This window comes from Paenibacillus sp. FSL R5-0701, assembly GCF_037973995.1.
In the GTDB taxonomy this organism is placed as follows: Bacteria; Bacillota; Bacilli; order Paenibacillales; family Paenibacillaceae; genus Paenibacillus.
In genome coordinates, this window is record NZ_CP150230.1 from 2274601 (window position 1) to 2298155 (window position 23555).

Annotated in this window: 16 protein-coding genes; 12 read left to right on the forward strand and 4 right to left on the reverse strand. The window is 47.0% G+C overall.

The window, feature by feature from the left end:
- Positions 1 to 1764 (reverse strand): SNF2-related protein, encoded by a 1764-nt coding sequence (locus tag MKZ13_RS10670; RefSeq protein WP_339183878.1) that lies wholly within the window; start codon positions 1762 to 1764, stop codon positions 1 to 3.
- Positions 1765 to 2147: 383 nt separating this feature from the next.
- Between MKZ13_RS10670 and MKZ13_RS10675 the strand changes: the two genes are divergently transcribed.
- Positions 2148 to 4787: an adenosylcobalamin-dependent ribonucleoside-diphosphate reductase gene (locus MKZ13_RS10675; protein WP_339183880.1), complete on the forward strand. Its 2640-nt coding sequence runs from the start codon at positions 2148 to 2150 to the stop codon at positions 4785 to 4787.
- Between the two features lie 81 nt (positions 4788 to 4868).
- Here the strand turns inward: MKZ13_RS10675 and catA are convergent, their stop codons facing one another.
- Entirely contained in the window at positions 4869 to 5516 is a 648-nt protein-coding gene (gene catA, locus MKZ13_RS10680; RefSeq protein WP_339183882.1) for a type A chloramphenicol O-acetyltransferase, read from the reverse strand.
- Between the two features lie 231 nt (positions 5517 to 5747).
- Between catA and MKZ13_RS10685 the strand changes: the two genes are divergently transcribed.
- The 9 genes from MKZ13_RS10685 to MKZ13_RS10725 all read left to right on the forward strand — a co-directional run bounded on the left by MKZ13_RS10685 (position 5748) and on the right by MKZ13_RS10725 (position 18930).
- A complete protein-coding gene (locus tag MKZ13_RS10685; protein ID WP_339183884.1) occupies positions 5748 to 6308 on the forward strand; it encodes a flavin reductase family protein in 561 nt (186 codons plus the stop codon).
- 574 nt (positions 6309 to 6882) lie between these two features.
- The gene (locus tag MKZ13_RS10690) at positions 6883 to 8976 is read left to right on the forward strand and encodes an acyltransferase family protein (RefSeq protein ID WP_339183886.1); all 2094 of its coding nucleotides are present in this window, start codon (positions 6883 to 6885) and stop codon (positions 8974 to 8976) included.
- Positions 8977 to 9232: 256 nt separating this feature from the next.
- Positions 9233 to 10546: an extracellular solute-binding protein gene (locus MKZ13_RS10695; RefSeq protein ID WP_036609593.1), complete on the forward strand. Its 1314-nt coding sequence runs from the start codon at positions 9233 to 9235 to the stop codon at positions 10544 to 10546.
- A gap of 105 nt (positions 10547 to 10651) precedes the next feature.
- Positions 10652 to 11533: a sugar ABC transporter permease gene (locus MKZ13_RS10700; RefSeq protein WP_221823414.1), complete on the forward strand. Its 882-nt coding sequence runs from the start codon at positions 10652 to 10654 to the stop codon at positions 11531 to 11533.
- 36 nt (positions 11534 to 11569) lie between these two features.
- Positions 11570 to 12424: a carbohydrate ABC transporter permease gene (locus MKZ13_RS10705; protein ID WP_164783106.1), complete on the forward strand. Its 855-nt coding sequence runs from the start codon at positions 11570 to 11572 to the stop codon at positions 12422 to 12424.
- 30 nt (positions 12425 to 12454) lie between these two features.
- Positions 12455 to 14236 carry a sensor histidine kinase gene (locus tag MKZ13_RS10710; RefSeq protein ID WP_339183888.1) on the forward strand — a complete coding sequence of 594 codons (1782 nt, stop codon included), beginning with the start codon at positions 12455 to 12457 and terminating at the stop codon, positions 14234 to 14236.
- Positions 14233 to 15819 (forward strand): helix-turn-helix domain-containing protein, encoded by a 1587-nt coding sequence (locus tag MKZ13_RS10715; RefSeq protein ID WP_339183890.1) that lies wholly within the window; start codon positions 14233 to 14235, stop codon positions 15817 to 15819. Before MKZ13_RS10710 ends, MKZ13_RS10715 begins: the two co-directional genes overlap by 4 nt.
- A 90-nt stretch (positions 15820 to 15909) precedes the next feature.
- On the forward strand, positions 15910 to 18486 hold the full coding sequence (locus MKZ13_RS10720) for a glycoside hydrolase family 2 protein (protein WP_339183893.1): 2577 nt from the start codon (positions 15910 to 15912) through the stop codon (positions 18484 to 18486).
- 216 nt (positions 18487 to 18702) lie between these two features.
- The gene (locus MKZ13_RS10725; protein ID WP_047842410.1) at positions 18703 to 18930 is read left to right on the forward strand and encodes a hypothetical protein; all 228 of its coding nucleotides are present in this window, start codon (positions 18703 to 18705) and stop codon (positions 18928 to 18930) included.
- Positions 18931 to 19047: 117 nt separating this feature from the next.
- Here the strand turns inward: MKZ13_RS10725 and MKZ13_RS10730 are convergent, their stop codons facing one another.
- The gene (locus tag MKZ13_RS10730) at positions 19048 to 20163 is read right to left on the reverse strand and encodes an FAD-dependent monooxygenase (protein ID WP_339183896.1); all 1116 of its coding nucleotides are present in this window, start codon (positions 20161 to 20163) and stop codon (positions 19048 to 19050) included.
- Between the two features lie 270 nt (positions 20164 to 20433).
- On the opposite strand from MKZ13_RS10730, the gene MKZ13_RS10735 reads away from it, so the two are divergent.
- Positions 20434 to 20916 carry a MarR family transcriptional regulator gene (locus MKZ13_RS10735; RefSeq protein ID WP_339183897.1) on the forward strand — a complete coding sequence of 161 codons (483 nt, stop codon included), beginning with the start codon at positions 20434 to 20436 and terminating at the stop codon, positions 20914 to 20916.
- 95 nt (positions 20917 to 21011) lie between these two features.
- Here the strand turns inward: MKZ13_RS10735 and MKZ13_RS10740 are convergent, their stop codons facing one another.
- Positions 21012 to 21311 (reverse strand): hypothetical protein, encoded by a 300-nt coding sequence (locus MKZ13_RS10740; RefSeq protein WP_221823430.1) that lies wholly within the window; start codon positions 21309 to 21311, stop codon positions 21012 to 21014.
- A 214-nt stretch (positions 21312 to 21525) separates the two neighbouring features.
- Between MKZ13_RS10740 and MKZ13_RS10745 the strand changes: the two genes are divergently transcribed.
- Entirely contained in the window at positions 21526 to 23550 is a 2025-nt protein-coding gene (locus MKZ13_RS10745) for a Na+/H+ antiporter (protein WP_339183902.1), read from the forward strand.
- Positions 23551 to 23555 lie beyond the last annotated feature (5 nt).

Below are 23555 nucleotides of genomic sequence, written 5' to 3' on the forward strand. Positions count from 1 at the left end.
TTAGCTACCTCCTTTACGAAGATCTAACAACCCGGATACGGCAGGCCCTTCATCTGAAACCTCACGTTGAATAGAGTTCAGCGATTGTCCAAGTGAATCCATTTTTCGGCGAATGTCTTCATCAGTTTGTGATTCCAGCATGATTTTGTACAAACTTTTCTCAATAGACTCCTTCTTCTCTAATCGTTCCAGAATAACATCCAGCCCGCCGATCACCATTTCAAACATATTGATCTTCTCATGCAGCAGACTCAGAATATGTTCCTCAATGGTTCCAGTCGTAGATAAATTGAAGATGTTCACGTCATTTTGCTGTCCCAGCCGGTGTACCCGACCGATCCGCTGCTCTACCCGCATAGGGTTCCAAGGCAGATCAAAGTTGATCATATGATGGCAAAATTGCAAATTGATGCCTTCACCACCCGCTTCGGTTGCAATCATGGCCTGCACACGCCCGCGGAAGAGATCCATCATCCAGTCTTTTTTGCCACGATTCATGCCACCCCGATAAGGTACAGCCGTAAGCCCGTTGTTGCGGAAATAGTTTAGCAGATACTCCTGCGTGGCCCGGTATTCGGTGAAGATGATTACTTTTTCATTCATGTTCCGAATTAGTTCCATTGTTTTCTCGGCTTTGGTATTTTCCTTGATCGCTTTAATATGGGCAACGAGTTCCCAAATCTTGTCCCGAAGGGGAGAGTCCAGCGGAAGTTTCTTCGACAGATTAACCAGCGTCACGAATACAGCATCCCGACTGCTGCACACTTCACGCTGCAATGTAACAAGGGAGAGCATGCTGCTCAGATTGCCGCCAGCTTCCTGGTACTGGTCTTTGACAAAGGAAGTCACACCATCATAAAGCGCTTGTTCTTCGGGCGATAATTGCAGATTCACGTTGGAGACGTTCCGTTTGGTAAATTGAACGGGGCCTTCGCCGCGTCGGTTACGAATCATGACTTTGGATAACTCATTCTTAAGCTGTTCCTGATTTTTCGGAACCCGCTTGTCTACAACAAAGTTGGCCGCAAAGTCACCCTGACGACCCAGTTGACCGGGCTTCAGCAGGTTGATCAGATTGAACAATTCACTCATATCGTTCTGCACAGGTGTAGCTGTGAGCAGCAGGCAATACTTTTTGCGCAATTTCAGCATGAATTGATAGTTGGTTGTTTTTTTGTTTTTGAGCTTATGAGCCTCGTCAATAATGATCATGTCGTAATCGGTATTCAGCAGCATATCTTTGTGCGGGTCACGTTTGGCTGTATCCATGGAAGCAACAACCACTTCATTCTGCCAGGAATAGGCCTTTTTCTGGGCAATAGCAGGGATGCCAAATTTTGAATTCAACTCCCGTACCCATTGCAGCACAAGAGACGCTGGCACGAGAATGAGTACCTTGGATACGAGACCTCGAACCATATATTCTTTCAGAATGAGACCGGCTTCAATGGTTTTGCCAAGACCCACCTCATCGGCGAGAATGGCCCGGCCTGACATTTCAAATAATACTCTGCGTGCAGTGTCCATCTGGTGAGGGAGTGGGGTAAGGCCTTGTAGATGCTTGAGACATTGGATCTCGTCAAAATTGGGAATCAAATTGGTTTCTTCGGCTTGAATCCCCAGTTGGAAGAGTCGATAATCCCCCCAAGGACCTCCTTTATCCAGTCGTGATTCCAATTGATTAATCCAGCTTCGATCAAATTCCAGCGGAACGGGCAGCTCGGCTACAGGTTGATTCGTGTGGTGCGGGTTTTTCCGGTTCATGGTGTGTCCTCCCCTGCCATACGTGATGACGTTTTATTCGTAGGTAATAGTATGGACGAATGAGAGTCAGTTCATAACTATGTGGGTTCAAATAAGGAATATTTACACTTGTCACTCCGATGACAGAATAACCTTCCAATCGCTGTTATCCCCAGATTTTTTGTGTGCCAAAAAATTCACAGATATCGTATTCATGCGTATGAGGGTGTGTGAAGAAGTTTGTCCGAGCAGGGGAGTCTATAAAATAAGGTCTGTGATAAAAGTCATATGGAAAATCAATATATGGTGTAATATACTGGTTTTATATCACTATATGTGGTGTTTCATCATAATTTACTCTTATAGTGAAAATGGAGATTTATTTCGGGAGGTTGAACGTAGCGATGAAATCGAACCAACGATCGTACCCACTAGAAGGACTCAGCGAAAAAATATTTCTGGACCGATACGCCTGGAAGGACGCTGATTCGAATCATGCCAAGGTCGGAGATGTTGTATTGGTATTAACGAAGGATGATCCGAAGTTCCCAACCAAGGAAGTGGGCGAAATCATAGAACGTCAGGGTCAGCTTGTACAGGTAAGGACTCGAAGCGGAGAGATGATCAAGACAAATGTGGAGAAACTGACACTCAACATAGAAAAAACACCGGAAGAGATGTGGGACCGCCTCGCCAAAGCGATGGCTTCTGTCGAATCCACAGCCGATCAGCGGGCAACGTGGGAGTCCAAGTTCCGCTCCGTGTTGGAAGATTGGAAGTTAGTACCCGGAGGCCGCATTGCTGCCGGTGCGGGGGCAAGCGATGAGCTGACACTCTTCAATTGTTATGTCATTCCGTCTCCGCAAGACAGTCGGGGTGGTATCATGAAGACTTTGACCGAGATGACGGAGATTATGGCACGTGGGGGAGGCGTAGGTATTAATTTGTCCTCTTTGCGTCCTCGCCGAGCGGTGGTGAAAGGTGTCAACGGATCATCCAGCGGTTCCGTATCGTGGGGCGGATTGTTCAGTTATACGACTGGACTGATTGAACAGGGCGGAAGCCGCCGGGGTGCGCTCATGCTGATGATGAATGACTGGCATCCGGATGTGCTTGATTTTATTACCGTGAAACAAACGATGGGGCAGGTGACCAATGCCAATCTGTCTGTATGTGTGAGCAACACATTTATGGAGGCTGTCAAGCAGGATGGAGATTGGGACTTGGTTTTCCCCGATACGAACGATCCGGACTACGACACCGAGTGGAACGGGGATATGCAGCAATGGAAAGCAGCAGGTCATTCGGTGGTGCACTATCGTACACTGAAGGCTCGCAAAATCTGGCATACCATTATTGAATCAGCCTGGAAATCGGCAGAGCCTGGTGTGGTATTCATGGAGTACTACAACCAGATGTCCAACAGCTGGTACTTCAATCCGATAATCTGTACTAATCCTTGCGCGGAACAGGGTCTGCCTGCCTGGGGTGTATGTAATCTGTCTGCCATTAATCTGTCCAAATTCTACGATGAAACAAATCATGATGTGGCATGGGATGAACTGGCGGAAACCACTCGCATCTCGGCTAGATTTTTGGACAATGTCATCGATGCAACACCATATCATTTTGAGGAAAATAGACTGAATCAGCAGCGTGAACGCCGGGTTGGGCTTGGCACGATGGGACTGGCAGAGCTGATGATTAAGCTGCGTATTCGATACGGCAGTCCTGAATCTCTTGTTTTTCTGGATAAACTGTATGGATTCATGGCGAAGGAGGCCTATCTGGCATCGGCAGAGATTGCAGCAGAGAAGGGAGCTTTCCCAGCTTTCGAAGCTGAACCGTACTTACAGAGTGGATTCATGAAAAACATGGTTGCGACGTACCCTGAAGTGGGAGAGGCTATTCGTAAACAGGGCATTCGAAATGTCACACTGATCACACAGGCGCCAACGGGAAGTACAGGCACGATGGTGGGCACATCAACAGGTATTGAGCCGTATTTCGCCTTCAAGTATTTCCGTCAAAGCCGTCTGGGTTATGATGAACAGTTCGTACCGATTGCACAAGATTGGCTGGATGAACATCCGGGTGAAGCTTTACCAGACTATTATGTGACGGCAATGGATCTGTCGGCTGAGAATCACATCCGGGTGCAGGCTGCGATTCAGCAATGGGTGGATAGTTCGATCTCGAAGACGGCCAACTGTCCGGCTGATTTTACAGTGGAGGATACGGCTGAGCTGTACGAACTGGCCTTCGACCTTGGCTGCAAGGGAGTAACGATATACCGCGATGGCAGCAGGGATGTGCAGGTGCTGTCCACGTCGAAGAAGGAAGCGACCCAGGCTGAAGATCAGAACACGGCGGAAGCTGAAGAGAAGACAGTCGTATCTGTAATAGAAAACCCGAATAATGCTGAAGTACAGGCAAGTGATGGAACTTCCAATAGCCAGGATGGTGTTAGCACGCATTCTTCCGATCAAGCCCCGTCCTCTTCTACAGTACTGGATAAACAATACAGAAGCCGTCCTCAAGTACTGCGCGGTGCGACATACAAAATCAATACGCCATTTGGGATGGCTTACATTACGATCAATGATCTGGAGGGAACGCCGGGTGAGATCTTCCTGAATGTGGGCAAAGCGGGATCGGACGTGTTTGCCATGGCTGAGGCACTCGGTCGAGTATGCTCTCTGTTCCTTCGATACGGAGATCATGGGCACAAGGTTGAACTGTTGATCAAACATCTCAAGGGAATCGGTGGTTCGGGCGCGATTGGCTTCGGAGCCAACCGGGTTGAATCGATTGCTGATGCAGTCGCCAAAGCATTGGAAAGTCATGTACAGAGCAATGTGCAGGAGAACGAAACTGAAGCATTAATAGAACAGAATCAAGTGGAGAGCACGTATCCAAAAGTGGAGGATCAGAAAACCTTTATCGAATCAAGAGATTTATGCCCTTCATGCGGCTCGGCATCCCTGATGAATGTGGAAGGATGCAAAACATGCAGCAACTGTGGGTACAGTAAGTGCAATTAAATATCTCTTGAAAAAAGAGCAAAAGAAAGGCATTCCTGACTCCATTACGAAGTCAGGAATGCCTTTTTGTCATTTAAATAACTAACACCAATCCTGGCATCGATCTGCAAGTGATTGCAATTCATTAAATACAACACCGGCATGGTAGCCGTCGCACACGGCGTGATGTAACTGAACGGATAAGGGAAGATATACTTTATCGTTCTGTTGAACATATTTCCCCATCGTGAAAATAGGCAACAAGTAGGTTCCCTCATTGTAAATATTCAGATTAAATCCCGTAAAGTTCACCCAAGGAATACTGGAAACGGGAAAAGTATTTGGCGGTTCATTGGGTTTGGCAGCAAATTGTTTGTGATCTTTGTAATTCTTCATATCTTCCAGATAACGATTGTGGAACGTCTCGAAATCTTCATGGAATGCCGTCCAGATCGTTGAGAAACTTTTGTTGTCCTCATGAAAAATCGTATAACTCGGAGACATTTCGTCCCAGTATCCCAATTTCCCCTCGGCATCAAAACAGGTTCGAAATTCCCTGTGTGCATTGACGACCGTAGAGATCATATGAATAAGAGCGGGATAGAACTTCAATCCTTTAAGCTTGAGTTTGGTGATCGATAGCGTGATATCCAGATTAGCAGTTATGCTGTAGGTACATCTGACCTGATTCAAGTAGTGGTCAAAGTATGGCTTTCGATCCCACTGATCTAACACGATTGAATTAAACATAAGTTATAACCTCCTAAATTTGAATAATGGATTTATTTAGGAGGTATATTTGACTGATTTGACCATATCCTATCACATTCCCAGTATCGTATTTTTAGAAATTGACCATTTCAGTATAACATGATAGTGAATGTGTTGCTTATAGCGAAATCGTCTGCAAAACGCTTTTTCAACCTGTTTCTTTCCTTTATAATTAAAATTGTCTTTATAACGAAGAAGAGAGGGGATTAGATGCGTCAGCCGATAGAAGAACCCATATTTTATTCTTATCCTGGAATGGTAGCGGTGGTGACTTCACGTCATGAGGGAGTTCAGAATGTGATGGCGTCCGGATGGCATACATACATCGGATCATCACCAGGCGTATACGGCATCTCCCTTCGTAAGGAAACATACTCCTATGAACTCATTGAGAAGAGTGGCGTATTCGGTGTTCATTTTCTGCCGGGTCATCGTTCGGAGTGGATTCAAGCTGCAGGAACGTTCAGTGGAAGAGTTACGGATAAATTCACAAGATTCGGCATTCCGTATGAGGAAGGAATCAAGGTAAGTGTACCGATTTTGACAGACGCTTATTTTGCTTATGAATGCAAGGTTATGGAGATTACGACATATGGTGACCATGAATGGATTGCAGGCGAAGTTTTGCAGCGATATCAGGATCAGAAGTACTTCCTGGAGAATGGAATGGTTGATCTGGAGAAGTTGCAAATCCCAATGTACACAGGGCGTTCAGCATACCGGATCATGGATGCGAGGACAGAAGAAAAGATTCACCCGTTCCACCTCTAGGGTCCTAGGCAAGAAGAAGCAATTATGAGCAAAACTTTCAATCCGGTCTGACATAGGTTTATAATGGATATTGGCTGCTGAGCAAGTCGGCAGCCTTTTGTTATGAATTCAATTGTTTCAATCGATCTGTGCGTGGGTATGCTGGTTTGCGCAAGCGGGACAGGTAATTTTAGCCACTCGATGAAAAGTACTATATTTAACGACAAAATTAGAGTATGATTTTACAGCTATATGAGCTGGCAGGAAAGGTTACATCGGTTTAATCGTTTGTAACTATTCCTGTAAAGTATGAGGCTTATTTCGGGCGTATAATGCTAAACGTGAACTCACGAATGAATATAAAGAATATTTTAATAATTAAACTTAATGGACAGGCAAATCGTCTTCTTTAAGATTATAGAATTCACACAGAATGTAGCATCATTGGATCGTGCTTCAAACAGAAGCTTTTCTTATGTTGTAAATGAAAGATGGAAGGTGCAATACGTATGTTAATGACAACCAGAACGATCAGGAGTTCCTTTATGCCCCCAACACCGATGTTATTGACTCACAGTAACAAGGAGGGGCATGCATGTCACAATCGTTAAATCGTAAGAGACATATGAACGGACTTGACGGCTTGCGAGCCATCGCTGTACTTGCGGTAATCGCGTATCATCTGAATTTGGATTTTATTCCGGGCGGACTGCTCGGTGTAGGTATATTCTTTGTTCTCTCGGGATATTTAATTACAGATATTCTCGTGTCACAGTGGCAGGAACATGGACGCATTTCACTCGGTGATTTCTGGGTAAGACGGGTAAGGCGTTTGCTTCCAGGCATGCTGACCATGACAGCTGTGGTGATGATCTGGTTAGCTTGTACAGACCCATCCCGACTTGCTGCGCTTCGTGGTGATATCGTTTCGGGTGTATTATACATAAGCAATTGGTGGTATATCTTTCACAACGTTTCCTATTTCGAAAGTTTTGGCCCTCCATCACCGTTTGGACATTTCTGGTCGCTGGCTGTGGAAGAGCAATTTTATCTTATATGGCCTCTTCTACTGATCGCAGCAATCGTAGTGTTCAAAAGAAAGGGATGGCTGGTCGTTTTCATTGTCGTCGCAGCTGAATTATCTGCTGGCGCAATGGCCATCATGTATAATCCGGATTTGGACCCGAGCCGTGTATATTATGGAACAGACACGCGGGCATTTGCACTGCTTGCTGGTGCTGCTCTTGCCGTGGTGTGGCCTAGTCGCAAGCTGTCGAACTCTCTGTCTGGCATGAATCGGCTTGTGCTCGATGTGTCGGGACTTGCTGCGCTTGCTTTGTTAATCTACATGATGTTGAACAGCAGTGAATATGATCCGTTTCTGTATCAAGGGGGCATGGTGCTTCAGGCTATTGCAACAACGTTGCTGGTAGCGGTGTTGGCTCACCCATCGTCTTTCCTGGCACGTATCATTGGCGCAAAGCCATTACGCTGGATCGGAGAGCGATCCTACGGATTATATCTGTGGCATTATCCTGTCATTATGTTAACCAATCCCGCGGTGGATACGGGAGGAGCACATCCTGTACGAATCATTTTACAGGTTGCTGCAACGGTTGTACTGGCCTCATTGTCCCTTAAATATATTGAAAATCCGATTCGGTACAATGGATTCCGTGATTCTTGGTCCCGATTATGGGGAAGAGGGCGGTCATCAATCGGTATACGTAACGTATGGGTGAAGCGGGCAGGTCTGTTGATGACGATTCTGCTGTTGTCCTATAGGGTATCTCAGATGATGGTCTCACATGCAGCGAACTCCGATTCCCATTCGGTATCGATGTCCAACACATTAAATGGAGAGAATTCCGTAGCGGAGGAACAGGGACAGAATGTGTTGCCAGCTATTACAGGAACGTCAGGCTCTGGCGAAAAGAACGATGCTCATACCCATAAACCGGAAGCAGGAACGAAAGATGATCCGGGGAAAAATGAGAAGCCAACAGGAGAGTCTGCTCCAGACTCAAAACCTGACGACCAAGACAATTCAGTCAATCCTGGCAAGGACGGTCAGTCTGAAGATAAGCCGGCTGATGACTCCGTGACGAACGAGAATGATACATCGGATGACGCCGGAGCGAATCAATCCGATGATACGGATCATACGGATGATGCACCTGATTCATCTCAGGACAATGAAGAAACGGCTCCTCCTGCCCAGGATGGCAAGGTTCATTATACCGTCATTGGAGATTCGGTGATTTTGGATGCAAAACCGTATCTGGAGCAAAGTATATCGGGAGTGTATGTGGACGGACATGTCGGTCGTCAGATGTGGCAGGCAGGCGATGTATTGGAAGGTCTGAAGCAAAACAACCAAATGGGCAGCAAAGTGGTGCTGGAGCTCGGGACGAATGGTTCCTTTAACTCCAAAAACTTGAATGCTGTGCTTGATTATCTGAAGGATGAGGATCGGGTATATCTGGTTACTGTGCGCGTACCTCGTCCATGGGAACGAACGGTGAACAGGGCTTTGAATGAGGCTGCATCCAAGTACAGCAATGTCTCGTTGATTGACTGGAACAGTGCAAGTGAGGGACATGACGAATATTTTGAAAAAGATGGCGTACATCTCACTACGCAAGGGTCCGAAGCTTTTGCGGAACTGGTGAAGAACAGTATCCAATAATACGCAATCCATATTTAATACGATTTAGCACTTATTCACTATATATAGCCTGGGGTGAAGCTGCCGACGGATGCAACACAAAGAGCTCTCATTGTGAGGGCTCTTTTTTTATATTATGAACAATGAGTCAGCAAAGTAAGTTCCAAATAGGGGAACCGATATTTTTCACCCCTGCATCCGTGGATCGTCACCTTACGGTATGATAGCGTTACCATTTACAATAAGTGTATTCAAATCGCCGAGGGGGATTATAGAGATGTTGAAAAAATGGCTTTCGGGTTTTCTGGCAATAACATTGTTCTCCATTATTCTGGCTGGCTGTGCTGGCGGGGACACTTCAGAAGGAGGCAGCGGCAATGACAAAGTAACCGTCACACTCTGGCACAACTGGACCGGACAGGATGCAAAGGCGGTTGCGATGCGCAAAATAATTGAAGATTTTCGCGCGGCGCATCCAGATATTGAAGTTGTGGATGAAGGCCTGCCAACAGATGGTCTCAAAACCCGGCTTCGCACGGTGGCAGCTGCCAATGAGATGCCAGATCTGTTCGTGATGTGGCCGGATGCCATGACCAAGGAATTTGTGAAAGGTGACCTGTTACAGCCCATTAATGCAGAGCTGGACGCAAAACCGGAGTGGAAAGACAACTTTATCCCGAATGCACTGGATGGATACACTGTGGACGGGAATATCTACTCCGTGCCGATGAATCTGGCGCCAAGTTCCTTTATTTATTACAATGAAGCTCTTTTCAAACAGTACAACGTAAAAGTGCCTGAGACCTGGGCGGAACTGGAACAAGCGATTGCTACTTTTAATCAAAATAAAGTCATTCCCATGGCACTTGGCAACAAGGCCAACTGGGTAGCTCAATCAACAATATTCAGTACACTGGCTGATCGGATTACCGGTACGGACTGGTTCCTGAAAGCGGCAGCACAAGAGGGTGCAAGCTTTACCGATCCACAATTTATTGAAGCATTGAACAAGATGCAGGAGCTAGGCAACACCAAGGCATTCCAGGATGGATTCAACAGTATCGATGAGACACAGATGATGCAGCTTTATTTCCAAGGTAAGGCAGCGATGGTCATGAACGGCGGATGGGCCTTGGCTAATCTGGTGAACAATGCACCTGAAGAGGTGTTGAACAACACACATATTACGATTCTTCCTCCAGTGGACGGAGGTCAAGGTGAACCAAGAACAACATCCGGTGTTGTAGGAACCGGGTTGGGTGTAAGTAAAAAGCTGAGCGGCGCACAAAAAGAGGCAGCGATGGAGCTGTTCTACGCGCTGGCAGGACCTGATGGTCAGAAGGCCACATTGGATAGCAGCACATTGGTGAGTTACAAGATTGATCTGGACAAAACCAAGGCACATCCATTGTTCGTTGAATTATATGATCTGATGCAGGAAGTGAAAATCACGCCAGTATACGATTCCAAGTTGGGATCGGCGACGGTTGAGGTTATTAATAATGCATTGCAAGAGCTACTAATGGGAGGTAAGGCCGAAGACATCGCAGCCAAAATTCAGGCGGCTCAAGCCAATGCAGTTAGTCAGTAACCATTCGTTAGAACCCCTTCCCGGCAGGGGAGGGGTTTTGAGTCTGGACGAGATAGTCAGTTGCAAGTTGAGAAAGGTATCCATTCAAGGAGGGGAAGTGAACAGATGAACGCACTGCGAAGTCGGCGTTTTATTATGCTGGGGCTGGCCCCGGCAGTCATCATTTATGCATTGTTTGTATTTGTACCGGTCGTGTGGTCGGCATACTACGGTTTCTTCAACTGGTCCGGCATCGGCGCATCGAAATACATTGGTATGGATAATTACGTGGAGATCTGGCATGATCCTGTGTTTTGGCGGGCACTGAAAAATAACGTTATTTTTGTGTTGGCATCGGTATTTGGACAAATTCCGTTAGCGCTGATGTTGGCGGTCATCTTACACAAAAGCAATCCATTACAGCGGTTTCTGCGCTCAGCCGTATTTCTGCCGATGGTGTTATCCACTGTCGTTATCGGAATGATCTGGCAGTATATTTATCATCCACAGATCGGGATATTGAACTTTCTATTGGATGCACTGGGGCTGGAAAGTTGGAAGCTGCAATGGCTTTCCGATGACAAGATTGCCATTTTCTCATTGGTACCACCGCTGCTCTGGAGCTTTGTTGGGTTGTATCTGATTATCTTCATCTCGGCACTGCAAAATATTCCCGGCGAGATTCATGATGCTGCCAAAATAGACGGTGCTTCAGGAATCCGGAAGCTGGTATCGGTCTCATTGCCCATGATCTGGGGTACGGTTCAGGTTGCGATCATTCTATGTATTTCGGGTAGTCTGAAATCATTCGATCTGGTCTACATCATGACCAAGGGTGGTCCAGCACATGCGACGGAACTGCTTGCAACGTATATGTACAATTCAACCTTTACAACATACCGATATGGTTTTGGTAGTGCGATCTCCACAACCATCGTACTGATCTCGTTACTGCTGATCGGAACAAGCCAGTGGTTAACCAGTCGCAAACGAAAAGAGAATCAATAGAGAGGAGGGGCTATCATGCGCGTGACACCTGTATCCATGCCATCACCACGAAGCAGCTCGGGCCATCCGATTCGTCGCCTACGTAGCGGAATTGTTTGGACGCTGCTAACGGTCTATGGTATTTTAACATTGTATCCGTTCTACTGGCTCGTGATTAGTGCATTCAAAACAAATGAAGATTTCTATAGCCGTCCCTTTGGACTGCCGGAAAACTGGAATGTTGCCAATTTCAGCAATGCATGGGAAAGCTCCAGGCTGGGGACCGCTTTTGGCAATTCACTAATCGTATCGGTGGGGTCACTTATTCTGACGCTGTTTATTGCAGCGCTGGCTTCATTCATCCTGGCTCGTTTCCAGTTTCGCTGGAAAGGGTTAATCATGACCTTTTTTGTTGTTGGCATGCTCATTCCGATCCATAGTACACTTGTCCCCTTATTTATTCTAATGAAACAGATGTCCTTGTTAAATACGTACTGGGCCTTAATCTTACCTTATACGGCTTTTGCACTGCCTACGGCAATTTTTGTGCTTACGGCTTATCTGACAAGTGTTCCACGTGACATTGAAGAGGCGGCTTTTATTGATGGAACAGGCCTGTGGGGGCTGTTTACCCGAATTATGCTGCCGATGTCCGTCCCTGCGTTGTCCACGGTTACGATCCTAAGTTTCCTGCATGCGTGGAATGACTTTTCATTTGCGCTTGTGTTCATCAACAAAACCGGATTGAAAACGTTACCGCTGGCCATTGCGAACTTTGCGGATGGATATCAGACGGATTACGGATTAACGCTTGCTGCCATGACCCTGTCGGTCATTCCAACCATTATTCTGTATCTTATATTCCAGGAACAGGTTATGAAAGGCATGACCGCAGGAGCTGTCAAAGGGTAAGCGAAAGCGCATCCAGAGGAGGAGAAACGTTTGGCACGCTGGCTCACATCTTCATTACAAAGGAAGCTATCCGTCGTTGTGACGGCTTCAATGATTGTGCCTTTGCTGGCCTTGGGCCTGTTCGCCTTTCTGATCTCTTCCCGCATCACAGAGCAAAAAACAAAGCTGTCCGGCATGGATACGCTGAAACAGGTAGAAGCAAATCTTCGTTATATGTTGCAGGATGCCGAGAATCTCTCCATTTTCCTGATTGGAGAACGGGACATCCAGCAGTATCTTAGCCACAATGAAGATCATGAGCTGGATCGGGTGGATATTCTGGGCAGAATGACCAATCTGGCGGCTTCCAAGAAATATATCGCCAACATCGCCATATATCCGGGACGTTTTGATGCTACATTGTCAACCGCTACCTGGTATGAATCCAATGAATCCAACCTATCGTATCCTTCTGTTCCAAGCGGTGAAGCAGTCAAACAATGGACAGGGGTATACCCGGTGCAGAATTACGCGGGTATTCAAAATGTGATCACATTGGTTCGGCCGATTCGCAGTATCCATGATTATCGACCCATCGGCTGGTTAGCCATTAGTCTGGATGAGAAGGCCATATCCAAGGGATGGGTCGCTCTGGGGTTAGGCAGAGGGCAGGGCAGACTGGAACTTATCGGCAGTTCTGGAGAGATTCTGTCTTCGATGGACAAATCCCGGCTTGGGCTTAAGCTGGAAGGTGTCGAACCAGGGATTACAACGTTGATTCAGGATGGCGGTAGCGGAACCACCACATATGGCAGTGGTGACGATAAACGGACGCTGCTCTATTATCCGGAAGAATTGACGGGGTGGACGTTGGTTGGAACGGTTCCTTATGACCAGTACAAGTCGGAGAATCGGTACATTCTTATTCTAACTGGCTGCGCCGTTGCCATGTCTGCTGTGATCAGTGCTGGCTTGGTCTGGTTTACGGTGCGGCGTGTGACGAGGCCGCTTCGTGTACTCACCAGACATCTGTCCCGAATTGATCCGGAACGCCCGCTTCCTTTGTTTCGATCTGAAAGTGATGACGAGATTGGCAGGCTTGGGGAGAGTTACAATCTGCTCGGTGCACATATTCAGTTATTGAAGGAAGAGGTTATTCGAGGTGAGGCTCGCAAAAAAGAAGCGGATCTTCGGGTGCTTCAGGCGCAGATTAACCCGCACTTTCTGTATAACACACTCTCTTCAATTCATTGGATTGCCTTGATGTCTGAAGAGAAGCGGATCGCGGATATGGTTGAGGGCCTGAGTGATTTTCTACGTATCAGCTTGAATAATGGTCAGGATTACTGCCCTGTGGAACAGGAGATTGCTCATATTCGCCATTATGTGCGTGTGCAGTCGATTCGTTTCCCTGATCAATTTGTTTTGCATTATATCGTAGATCCAGCGCTTGAGAAGCGAATGATGCTGAAGCTATTGCTGCAACCGCTTGTTGAGAACGCCATGATTCATGGCATTCAGCCCAAGGCAGGCGTGGGCACCATCACCATAATGGTTCGCAAGGACCCGGATAATGAACGGATGAATGTGCTGGTGCTGGATGATGGTGTCGGCATGGAGTCGGACAGACTGGAGCAATTAAGGATAAGCATTAGGGAATGGAAGGGAACACAGCCGGAAAAACAGCTAAACCAAGGCGGTTATGGGCTTTGCAATGTGAATGAGAGGCTGCTGCTCCATTATGGAGCGGATGCACAGCTTGAAGTAGACAGCAGGGTTGGGGGAGGTACCCGGATTTCGTTTTCCATTCCAATCTTGGAGGGTTCGCCATGAGACTATTAATTGTTGATGATGAAGTGATTATCCGTACAGGGCTTGCCAGCGTTATCGCTTGGCATGACCTCGGAATTGAACTTCTTCAACCTGCTGCCTCGGCAGAGGAGGCGTTAACACGCATGGCTGAGGAACGTCCACATATCCTGATGACGGATATTCGGATGACAGGCAGATCGGGACTAGAACTGGCAGAAGAGGGCCTGCAATTGCTACCTGAGCTGGAGGTCATTATTTTGTCTGGATACGATGACTTTTCTTATGCGCAACAGGCGATTCGCCAAGGAGTCACAGATTATCTGCTCAAAACAAGCAAGCCGGAAGAGATCATCAAGACCGTATTACAGGCCAAACAGCGAATCACGGAACATTGGGCAGAGAAGTCCAGAGAGGGCCAGCTTATGCGGGAGAATCGGGAGCGGTTATTTGCTGGATGGATCATTGATGGTGACACCGCTTCGGGCTATTTTCCTTCATTCTTGCGATCTGATGCTGGAAAAGAGGCAGGGATTGGTGGCCTTGATGATGAACAGATTCTCAGACAAGTCATTATTCTTCGAGCAGAGGGTTGGGATCGATCCTCGGATGCGCTATTACGATTTGCGGTGCAGAATACCCTGGAGGATATGTTACCTGGTGCCATTGCTCATGTAGAGAAACAGCAAATTATTTGTGTAGTTTCATGGCCGCCTGTGGAACATGAAACTACGTTCAGGCTGGAGAGTGCATTACGTCGGGTGGAGCAATTATTGAAGTGCACCCTGCGCGCAGCCGTAGGTCTGCCTGTGCGTGGATATGCGGATCTGCACGAAAGCTACAGAACTGCTTCAGCTGCATTCCGATATCGGGGTTTGATGAATTACAAAGTATGGCATTATGAGCACGTTCAGGATCGCAAAGGCGGTAAAACTGTACTTACGCACGAAGAGGAGACCAGACTTGGTACAATATTGCTGGATAATGATTCAGTCACGTTAACGAAATGGACGCGGGAACTTGTGGCTAATCTTGTTACGGAACCGGAGGTCACACCAGAATCGTTCAGTGCTTGTTTGCACTCAGCCGTCATTGCAGGTCATCGCTGGCTGACTCGCACAATGCGAGCCACAGGGCATGAAGAACCCGCAAGGCTTGAGCCCTGGTTGCCGGAACCGGATTCTGAAGCTGCGGAGCTCGGGGATATGCTGTTCCATCATCTGTATGGTCTGATGCATGTCTATCATAGCCGAATGGGTCAGGGACAGGCTGCCCATGTGCAGAGGGCTATCGGTTATATTGAATCTTCATTGGCGCAGGATATTAATCTGCAGCAGGTAGCTGGACATGTTCATTTGCATCCGGGTCACCTCAGTGAACTGTTTAAAAAAGAAATGGGTGTGACCTTCGGAGATTTTGTCACCGATATGCGTATACGAAGAGCGATGGATATGCTCGCGGTGTCTCCAGCGAAGGTCAGTGAAGTCGCTGCCATCAGCGGTTACGAGGACGTGAAATATTTTAGCAGGCTGTTCAAAAAACATACCGGCAAAACCCCGAGTGAATATCGCGAGGAGGCAATGTCGTTTAAGCCTTCGGGAAGTTAGAAATGAGCAGATTGGGAAACATGTCTTGCTTTTCTGCAAACGTTTTCGATATGGTATTACTCAGAGATATTGGAGAGTGAGGGCATACGGATGAAGACCCATAGTTCAAGTCAGGATTTATCGGGACAATGGAAGATACAGTATTTTGAAGTTGGAGAGAAGCGCGCAATGGATGTGGCAGCTGCTGCACTGGATGACCGTTTCTGGATTGGGGCTGAAGTGCCTGGCGATGTACACGCTGCACTGGTTGAACGCAGTATCATTGATCCGCCCTATTACGGACATAATGATGCTAAAAGTCGCTGGATTGAGCAAAAGGAATGGTGGTACCGCACAACCTTCAATCTGGTAAAAGATGCAGAGACCGAGGAGCACTTTGAATTGGTGTTCGAAGGATTGGATACGTTTGCAACGGTATATGTCAATGGCCATGAAGTTGGGAAAACGGCCAATATGCTTATGTCACATACGTTTATTGTAACGTCTCTGGTACGCAGCGGCTGGAATGCGATTGCTGTCAAGTTTGATCCGCTTCACCTGCATCACCGGGACAAAGAAACCTTTGACTGGTCCTCGTATACGAAGGAACGACCATGGTTGCGCAAAGCAGCGATGAACTTTGGCTGGGACTGGGGTCCACGTATGGTTACGGTGGGGATCTGGGGTGCTGTACGGCTGGAAAAACGAACAATCGCCAAGCTGAAAAGTGTGTATGCTCTTACGGAATCAGTCAGTTCAGAGCTTGCTGTATTACGCGTCACGGCGGATGTGAAGTCGGTCTTGTCTTACCGTAGCAGACAGAAACGTGAGCAGGCTGTGGTTGCGACCTGTAATATTCGTCTGTTGGATCGGAGCGGACACGAAGTGGCATGTGCCACTGAACTACCTCTAGAAGGTGGTAAGGCAGATACCACATTAAACGTTACGTCACCGCAGTTATGGTGGACTCATGATCTGGGTGAGCCGTATCTGTATACCCTGGAGGTTACATTATACGCAGATGGCATTGAGGTGGATCGTTATAACGAGCCTTATGGGTTACGAACGATAGAGCTGGCTCTTCACAATGAACAGGGTGAAGATGCATTTACTTTTATTCTGAACGGAGTCAAAGTATATGCCAAGGGTGCCAACTGGATTCCGGCTGATCATCTGATTGGAGCCATCCCAAACTCCCGGTATCGTGAGCTTGTGGAGCTGTCGGTGGAAGGTCATATGAACATGCTGCGTGTCTGGGCTGGTGGTATATATGAGAAGGATGTCTTCTACGATGAGTGTGATCGGCAAGGGGTGTTGGTGTGGCAGGATTTTGCATTCGCGAATGCACTGTTCCCGGATTTCAATCGTGATTTCATGGATAATGTACGGCATGAGGTAGAAAACAATGTCCTGCGCCTGCGTAACCGTGCCTCGCTTGCCCTCTGGTGTGGGAATAATGAAATAGATTGGCTCTATGATATGAAGTCTGCAAGTGGAGATATTACCAGCCCGTTCTACGGTGAACTTATCTATCATGAGCTGATCCCTGAAGTGCTGGAGCGCTTGGATCTGTCTCGTCCGTACTGGCCTTCTTCGCCGTTCGGAGACAGCAACGGTCAGGATGCGAATGACCCGGATGTGGGGGATCGTCACAACTGGCAGGTATGGCATGGTTCGGTCTATCCAAGGAGGCAGGGAGAGCCGCCGCTGCTGGACTACAGCATTGAAGGTGTAACGTTCAAAAATTACAAAAACGATCATGCGTTGTTCAGCAGTGAATTTGGTATGCATGCTTCGGCCAATCGTTACACGCTGGAGAACAATATGCCCACAGGGCAGTTTTACTGGGGTAGTCCGGAGATGGCCTATCGTAACAAGGATACCAATCATCAGAAAGGCATGCTGCTGATGGAGGGTTACACAGGCATTCCGCAAAATATAGAAGAATACATGAACTATTCCATGCTGACTCAAGCGGAAGGATTGCGCTATGGAATTGAACATTTCCGACGTATTAATCACCGTAACAGCGGTGCGCTTGTGTGGCAATTGAATGACAGTTGGCCAGGAACAAGCTGGTCCATGATTGATTATGAACTGCTGCCGAAGGCATCCTTTTATTACGGGAAAATATTCTTTCATCCTGTCCTGTTGTCACTGGAGCATGAGCCGGGGGAGCCGCTTGCGTTGTGGGTTGTGAACGATACACGTGACGTCTTGAAGGGGGAGCTTCGACTCAATGTCTATGCATTGAATGGAGAGAAGATCTACTCCAGCTCACATGCTGTTGAGGTAACATCCCAATCCTCACGGTGTATTGCTGAATTAACTGAAGTAGAGGTGTTACAGGGCAGACGTGCGGAGGAAGTAATGGTTGAGTTGGTATCTGAAGGGTTTGCGGCACCGAGCAATCGATACTTCTTGCGTGATCCCAAGGAGGTGACGTTGCCAGAGTCGCAATTGAGCGTACATGTGAACGAAGAGGAGCAGTCTGTAACGGTTACGGCCAGTGGAGCGATTGCACGATTGGTGAAGCTGGAGCTTCCCCTTGGGCGTGTCCGGTTCAGTGACAATTATTTCGATCTGCTCCCTGGTGAGAGTCGAACAGTAAGGCTTCGTCATCCAGAGCAGTCGTCTCTGCCTCTGAAGGAACTTCGAGTGAGTGCCATGAACGGCAGAGAAGGATAAAATAATAAGAATAGACTTCGAATCTTATTCGAGGTTCAAGGTGGTAATCCTGAACAGGGATGCCACCTTTTTTACCTTTGCAGCAGGTGAGATCATATCGTCGTGTCAAGGTAGTTTTGTCCTTAGTCCACAAGTGATACTTCCAATCGGGTTCACATCTTGGATCATTAAGGTTAGAATGATAGAAAGAAATCGTTTTCAAAAGGAGGTGGATTCATGTCATTTGTCTTTTATCCCGAAATGGTCATATTCATTCTGATGTTGATCCTGCTGATTATTGGTATTGTATATATCGTTCGTAAAAGCAAACAAGTATTGCGCCGCTTAAGCAATCTAGAGAAAGCAGTATATGAAAAAGATAACATCTCATCCTATCCGAAGGACGTTGATACTGTACAAGAAGCACCCAGAGAAGATACGTTTGCTCCACGCAAACGAAAATAAAGAAGGATACGGAATTACATAAAAAAGATAAACCAACAAGCCAAACAGCCGATTCTTCTCTATGATGAAGTGATCGGCTGTTTGGGCATATAGGCATTTTATCTGTATTAACTGGGTTTAGAGAAAGGATTCATAACGCTGTTGGAAAGAGGATTCCATCTCCACTTGCCGAGCAAGTTGCTGCTGTACCTTTGCACCGCGAATCGTCTGAAGTTCCTGAAGTTGTACAGTGGAACGGAATTGATCTGCAGCCATTTGGACAAGTAATTCGGAGAGCACATCCGCATCTTCGAGCGCAGCATTAAGTCCAAACGCACCGGTTGGTGTCATGGTATGAGCGGCATCACCGATGAGTACAACATTGTCCTGTGCCCACGACTTGCAATAGCTGCTTTCAACAGATAACAGAACAAAATCACTCCAGCTCTGGATGTTGGCTGCTACTGAATCAGACAGGCAAGGAAAAGCAGATACAAGTTTATCTACAAAAGGAGCAATCGGCTGCTCTCGCAGCTTGGAGTAAGCCCCCTCGGGAATGTTCCATCCAATCTGAACATAACCGCCGAACTGTGAGAACAGGGCGAGCTGTTGACCATCCATGCTGGCCATTCGAACAGCGGGTTCCCAGCCTACGGGTGCCGGAATGCGCGCCCAGAGCAGATCATACCCGTGCTTGCGAATCTCCGGGGTCATACCGGAATGTTTGCGTACAGCAGAGTATCTGCCATCAGCACCCACAATAACAGATGCTTCAATGGAGGCAGGAACGCCGTTCTTCCGAATGTTAATACCCACGACCTGGCCGTTCTTGTCTCGTAACAAACCGGTCATAATCGTATTGAACAGTACTTGTTCATATGAACTGTGCTGCTGAGCGTGTGACACGATGGCTTCCAGGAGATGATCTTGGGGTACATGAATACCAACATGAGATTCTCCATTGCCCGGTGATACCGTATGAATAATCTGCCCATTTTCCCAATACTGAATCTGCTCCAAGAGCAGCGCTCCGCGTTGCTGAATGAGGGAATAGAGGTCGTGTTTATTTAAAATGGCTTCGCCGTCCACATTGAGCAACTCCCCGCGAAACGACTTGTGCAGATGGGGCTGCCGCTCAATGAGCATCGTGGAAATTCCTTTTTGATTCAGTAAATAAGAAAGCAAAGCACCGCCAGGTCCAGCGCCGACGATGCAAACATCTGTTTTGAGTTGAGATTGTGTATTCTGATTCATGTGCATAAGTCCCTTGCATTATAATGGTGACGCTTTATTTACTTTATAACAACAGATTTATTAAAATCATTAAGTAACTAAAAGTAACTTTAAAGATATAGGTTATTATAAACAAACCCGTTGCCATAATGCAATAGGTGAAACCCTAAATAAAACAAGAGTCATGCAGTCAACGATAGGGTGCCGGATACAAGCGCATTTTTCACAAACATCATAGTGTAAATATGTTACAATATAAGGTAGGTTATGATGAAAGGCGGAGGAACGTTTATGAGCCCGGATACGGAGCGAAACTCTCAATTGGCAAATGTAGATCAATTGTTGGAGGCCTTCTTCAGATATAAAAACAAAGTATTGGATCAGCAGCAGAAGAACGAAACCAACTGTAAACTGAATCCGACAAAAAGTCATATATTGGGCATGATTTTACGTGAAAAACGCTGCATGGCGGTTGATGTGGCCAGACAACTCAGTTTGTCTTCCGGCGCAACCACCATTGTACTGAATCAACTGGAGACGGAAGGGTTGATCCAGCGGGTGCGCAGTGAAGAAGATCGGAGAATTGTGTGGCTGTCCTTAACGGATGAAGGCGTGCAGCTTGCCAAGACACTTAATGTGAATCGCGGCCGAATGACGTGGGAATTGTTGCAAGCACTTTCCGAAGAGGAGCAACAGCAGATGTTTGGCATGCTGAAGAAAATTGAACTGAAACTGCTGGAGAACATGAAGTCGTTTGAGCAGATCCACCGGTAGTCCATATATGACTTGATCCTTGAATACGTCAGTCCTCATGATTTCGTCCCTAATTGCGGGGGGATGAACCTTGAAGACTGGCGTTTTTGAGTTGGTTACAAATGAAAGCGAACCACATGATCCGTAAAGCCTTCCTGGATCAAAACTTCTTTTTGTTTGCTGCCCATCAGGTCAAAGTGGGGAAATGGCTGCCGCCGATGAATGTATCGCGGGTTCAGCCCATGATCATTGCACCAACGCTCGAGACGTTCCAGATCTGCACAGCCAACTTTGGTGACACTGGTGATACCAGGGAATCGGTTGTCAATCCAGAAATGAGTGAGGTACGCAATCTCACCACGAGCCACTTGTTCCTTCCACGCAGCAAGCTCCTGTCGTTTAATTCCAAATGCCATAGATGCAAGTTCCTTTCCAAACGGGTATTGTCCTTAGCATATTGTAACATCTTATATACAGAATCCATCAGAAATCTTTCATTCAGACTGGTCTGAGCCCAGTTGAATGGGTATATGAATATGACAACATTTTTATAACAAAGGTTGGATTATGTTAAAATAAACCTATACAACAAAGGTTTCACCACTTCTATAGCGGAAAGGGATTGTCATCATGGAAATATTTATAGCCGTACTTGTGCTACTGGTCCTGATCGGTTTATCCAATATTTTAAACCGGTTTGTACCCTTTATTCCCATTCCGCTCATTCAAATCGTGCTTGGTGTAGCTATAGCTTTGCTTCCCGCAGGTGTTCACCTGCCGTTGAATCCGGAATTGTTCTTTGTGCTGTTCATCGCACCTTTGTTATACAACGACGGTAAGCGAACACCAAGGAATGAATTATGGAATCTGCGTGCACCTATACTTCTGCTTGCGCTGGGACTGGTATTCGTGACGGTGGTCGTGGCGGGATATGCCATTCACTGGCTGATTCCTTCGATTCCGTTACCTGCTGCTTTTGCTCTTGCAGCCATACTGTCCCCGACAGATGCTGTGGCCGTTGGCGCCATGGCGGGCCGGGTACATTTGCCCAAAGGCATACATAGGCTTCTTGAAGGTGAAGCATTAATGAATGATGCATCTGGCCTCGTGGCCTTCAAATTCGCAATTGCAGCCACAGTTACAGGTGTATTTTCCCTGGCGAATGCAACCTTCAGTTTTATTCTGATTGCGATTGGCGGACTTCTTGTCGGGGCATTGTTATCTTTTCTGTTAATCAGGCTCGGGGTATGGATCCGTAGATTGGGCATGGAAGATGTGACCATTCACATGCTGCTGCAAATCCTGACGCCATTTATCATCTATCTGGTGAGTGAAGAAATTGGGGTATCAGGTATTCTTGCGGTAGTGGCAGGCGGTATTATCCACGCCATTGAGCGTGACCGCGCTGAATCGGTTCAGTTGAAAATGCAGGTGGTATCTGCGAGCACTTGGTCAGTCATTTTATTTATACTAAATGGTCTGGTGTTTGTTATTCTGGGTGTACAGGTCCCGGATGTGTTGAGTACCATTTTTGAAAATGTATCGTTTAATAATCTGCAGGTGTTGGGATATGTGGGCTTGATTTCGGTGCTACTGCTGGTTCTGCGCTTTCTCTGGATCTATCTCTTCTGGCAAGGGAATGAATTGCTTCGTACCAAATCCTCAATTGGCAGGCCCAGATTCAAGGATATAACGATCATTTCCCTCTCTGGGGTGCGGGGGGCTGTAACATTGGCGGGTGCGTTCTCCATTCCATATGTGCTTCAGGATGGATCACCTTTCCCTGAACGGGATTTGATTATTTTTCTGGCGGCAGGGGTTATCCTCTTCTCTCTGATTGCGGCGAGTGTGTTTCTTCCAGTTCTGGCCAAGGACGATGGGAAATCCACAGAAGAAACCCCGCAGAAGTCAGAACGAAAAGCGCATGACATTATGCTGAATGCGGCAATACGAGCTGTCAAATCCGAAATGAACGATGAGAACAAAGCTGCGGCTCTCGCGGTCGTCTCAGATCTATCCAAATACATCAGGCAGGCCGCAGGTCAGCTTACCGCCGGTAAACGCAAAGATATTCAGAAACAAGAAACGGCTATTAACCTGATTGCCACCCGGGCGGAGCGTAAAGAAGTTGAAGTAATGTTAGACGAAAATGCAATTGCTTCTGATGCGGCCTTCAAATGTGACAGCTGGCTGGATCGCAAGGAAATGATGCTGGCGAATCGCACAAACACTCAGTTCATGACCTCGATCAGCGAGATCGGTCGTGTGTTAGGACATCTGTTCACCAACCGGTCCCAGAAGCCGAATCAACCATTCATGCTTGAAAATGCAGAACTGTTCCGTCAGGTGAAGCTGCGCACCTCTGAAGCAGCCATTAAGGCTATTCGTGCCCATATGAATGATGGGAATCGAGTCGTCGCACTGTCGGTCATTGCCAAGTATGAGCGAGTAATTGCCAAATTGCGCACCTGGAACCAGGGTAAAACGGAAGATCCGTTTAATCAGGAGAAATTGGAGTTGCAGATGGTAGCTATTCAGGAACAGCGCAATACGGTTCAGCAACTGTATGAGAACGGCGAAATCACACGTGATGTAGCTGCCAAATTACGCCGGTTTATTAACGACGTGGAAGCAACTGCGCTGAAAAATACCTAATCCGA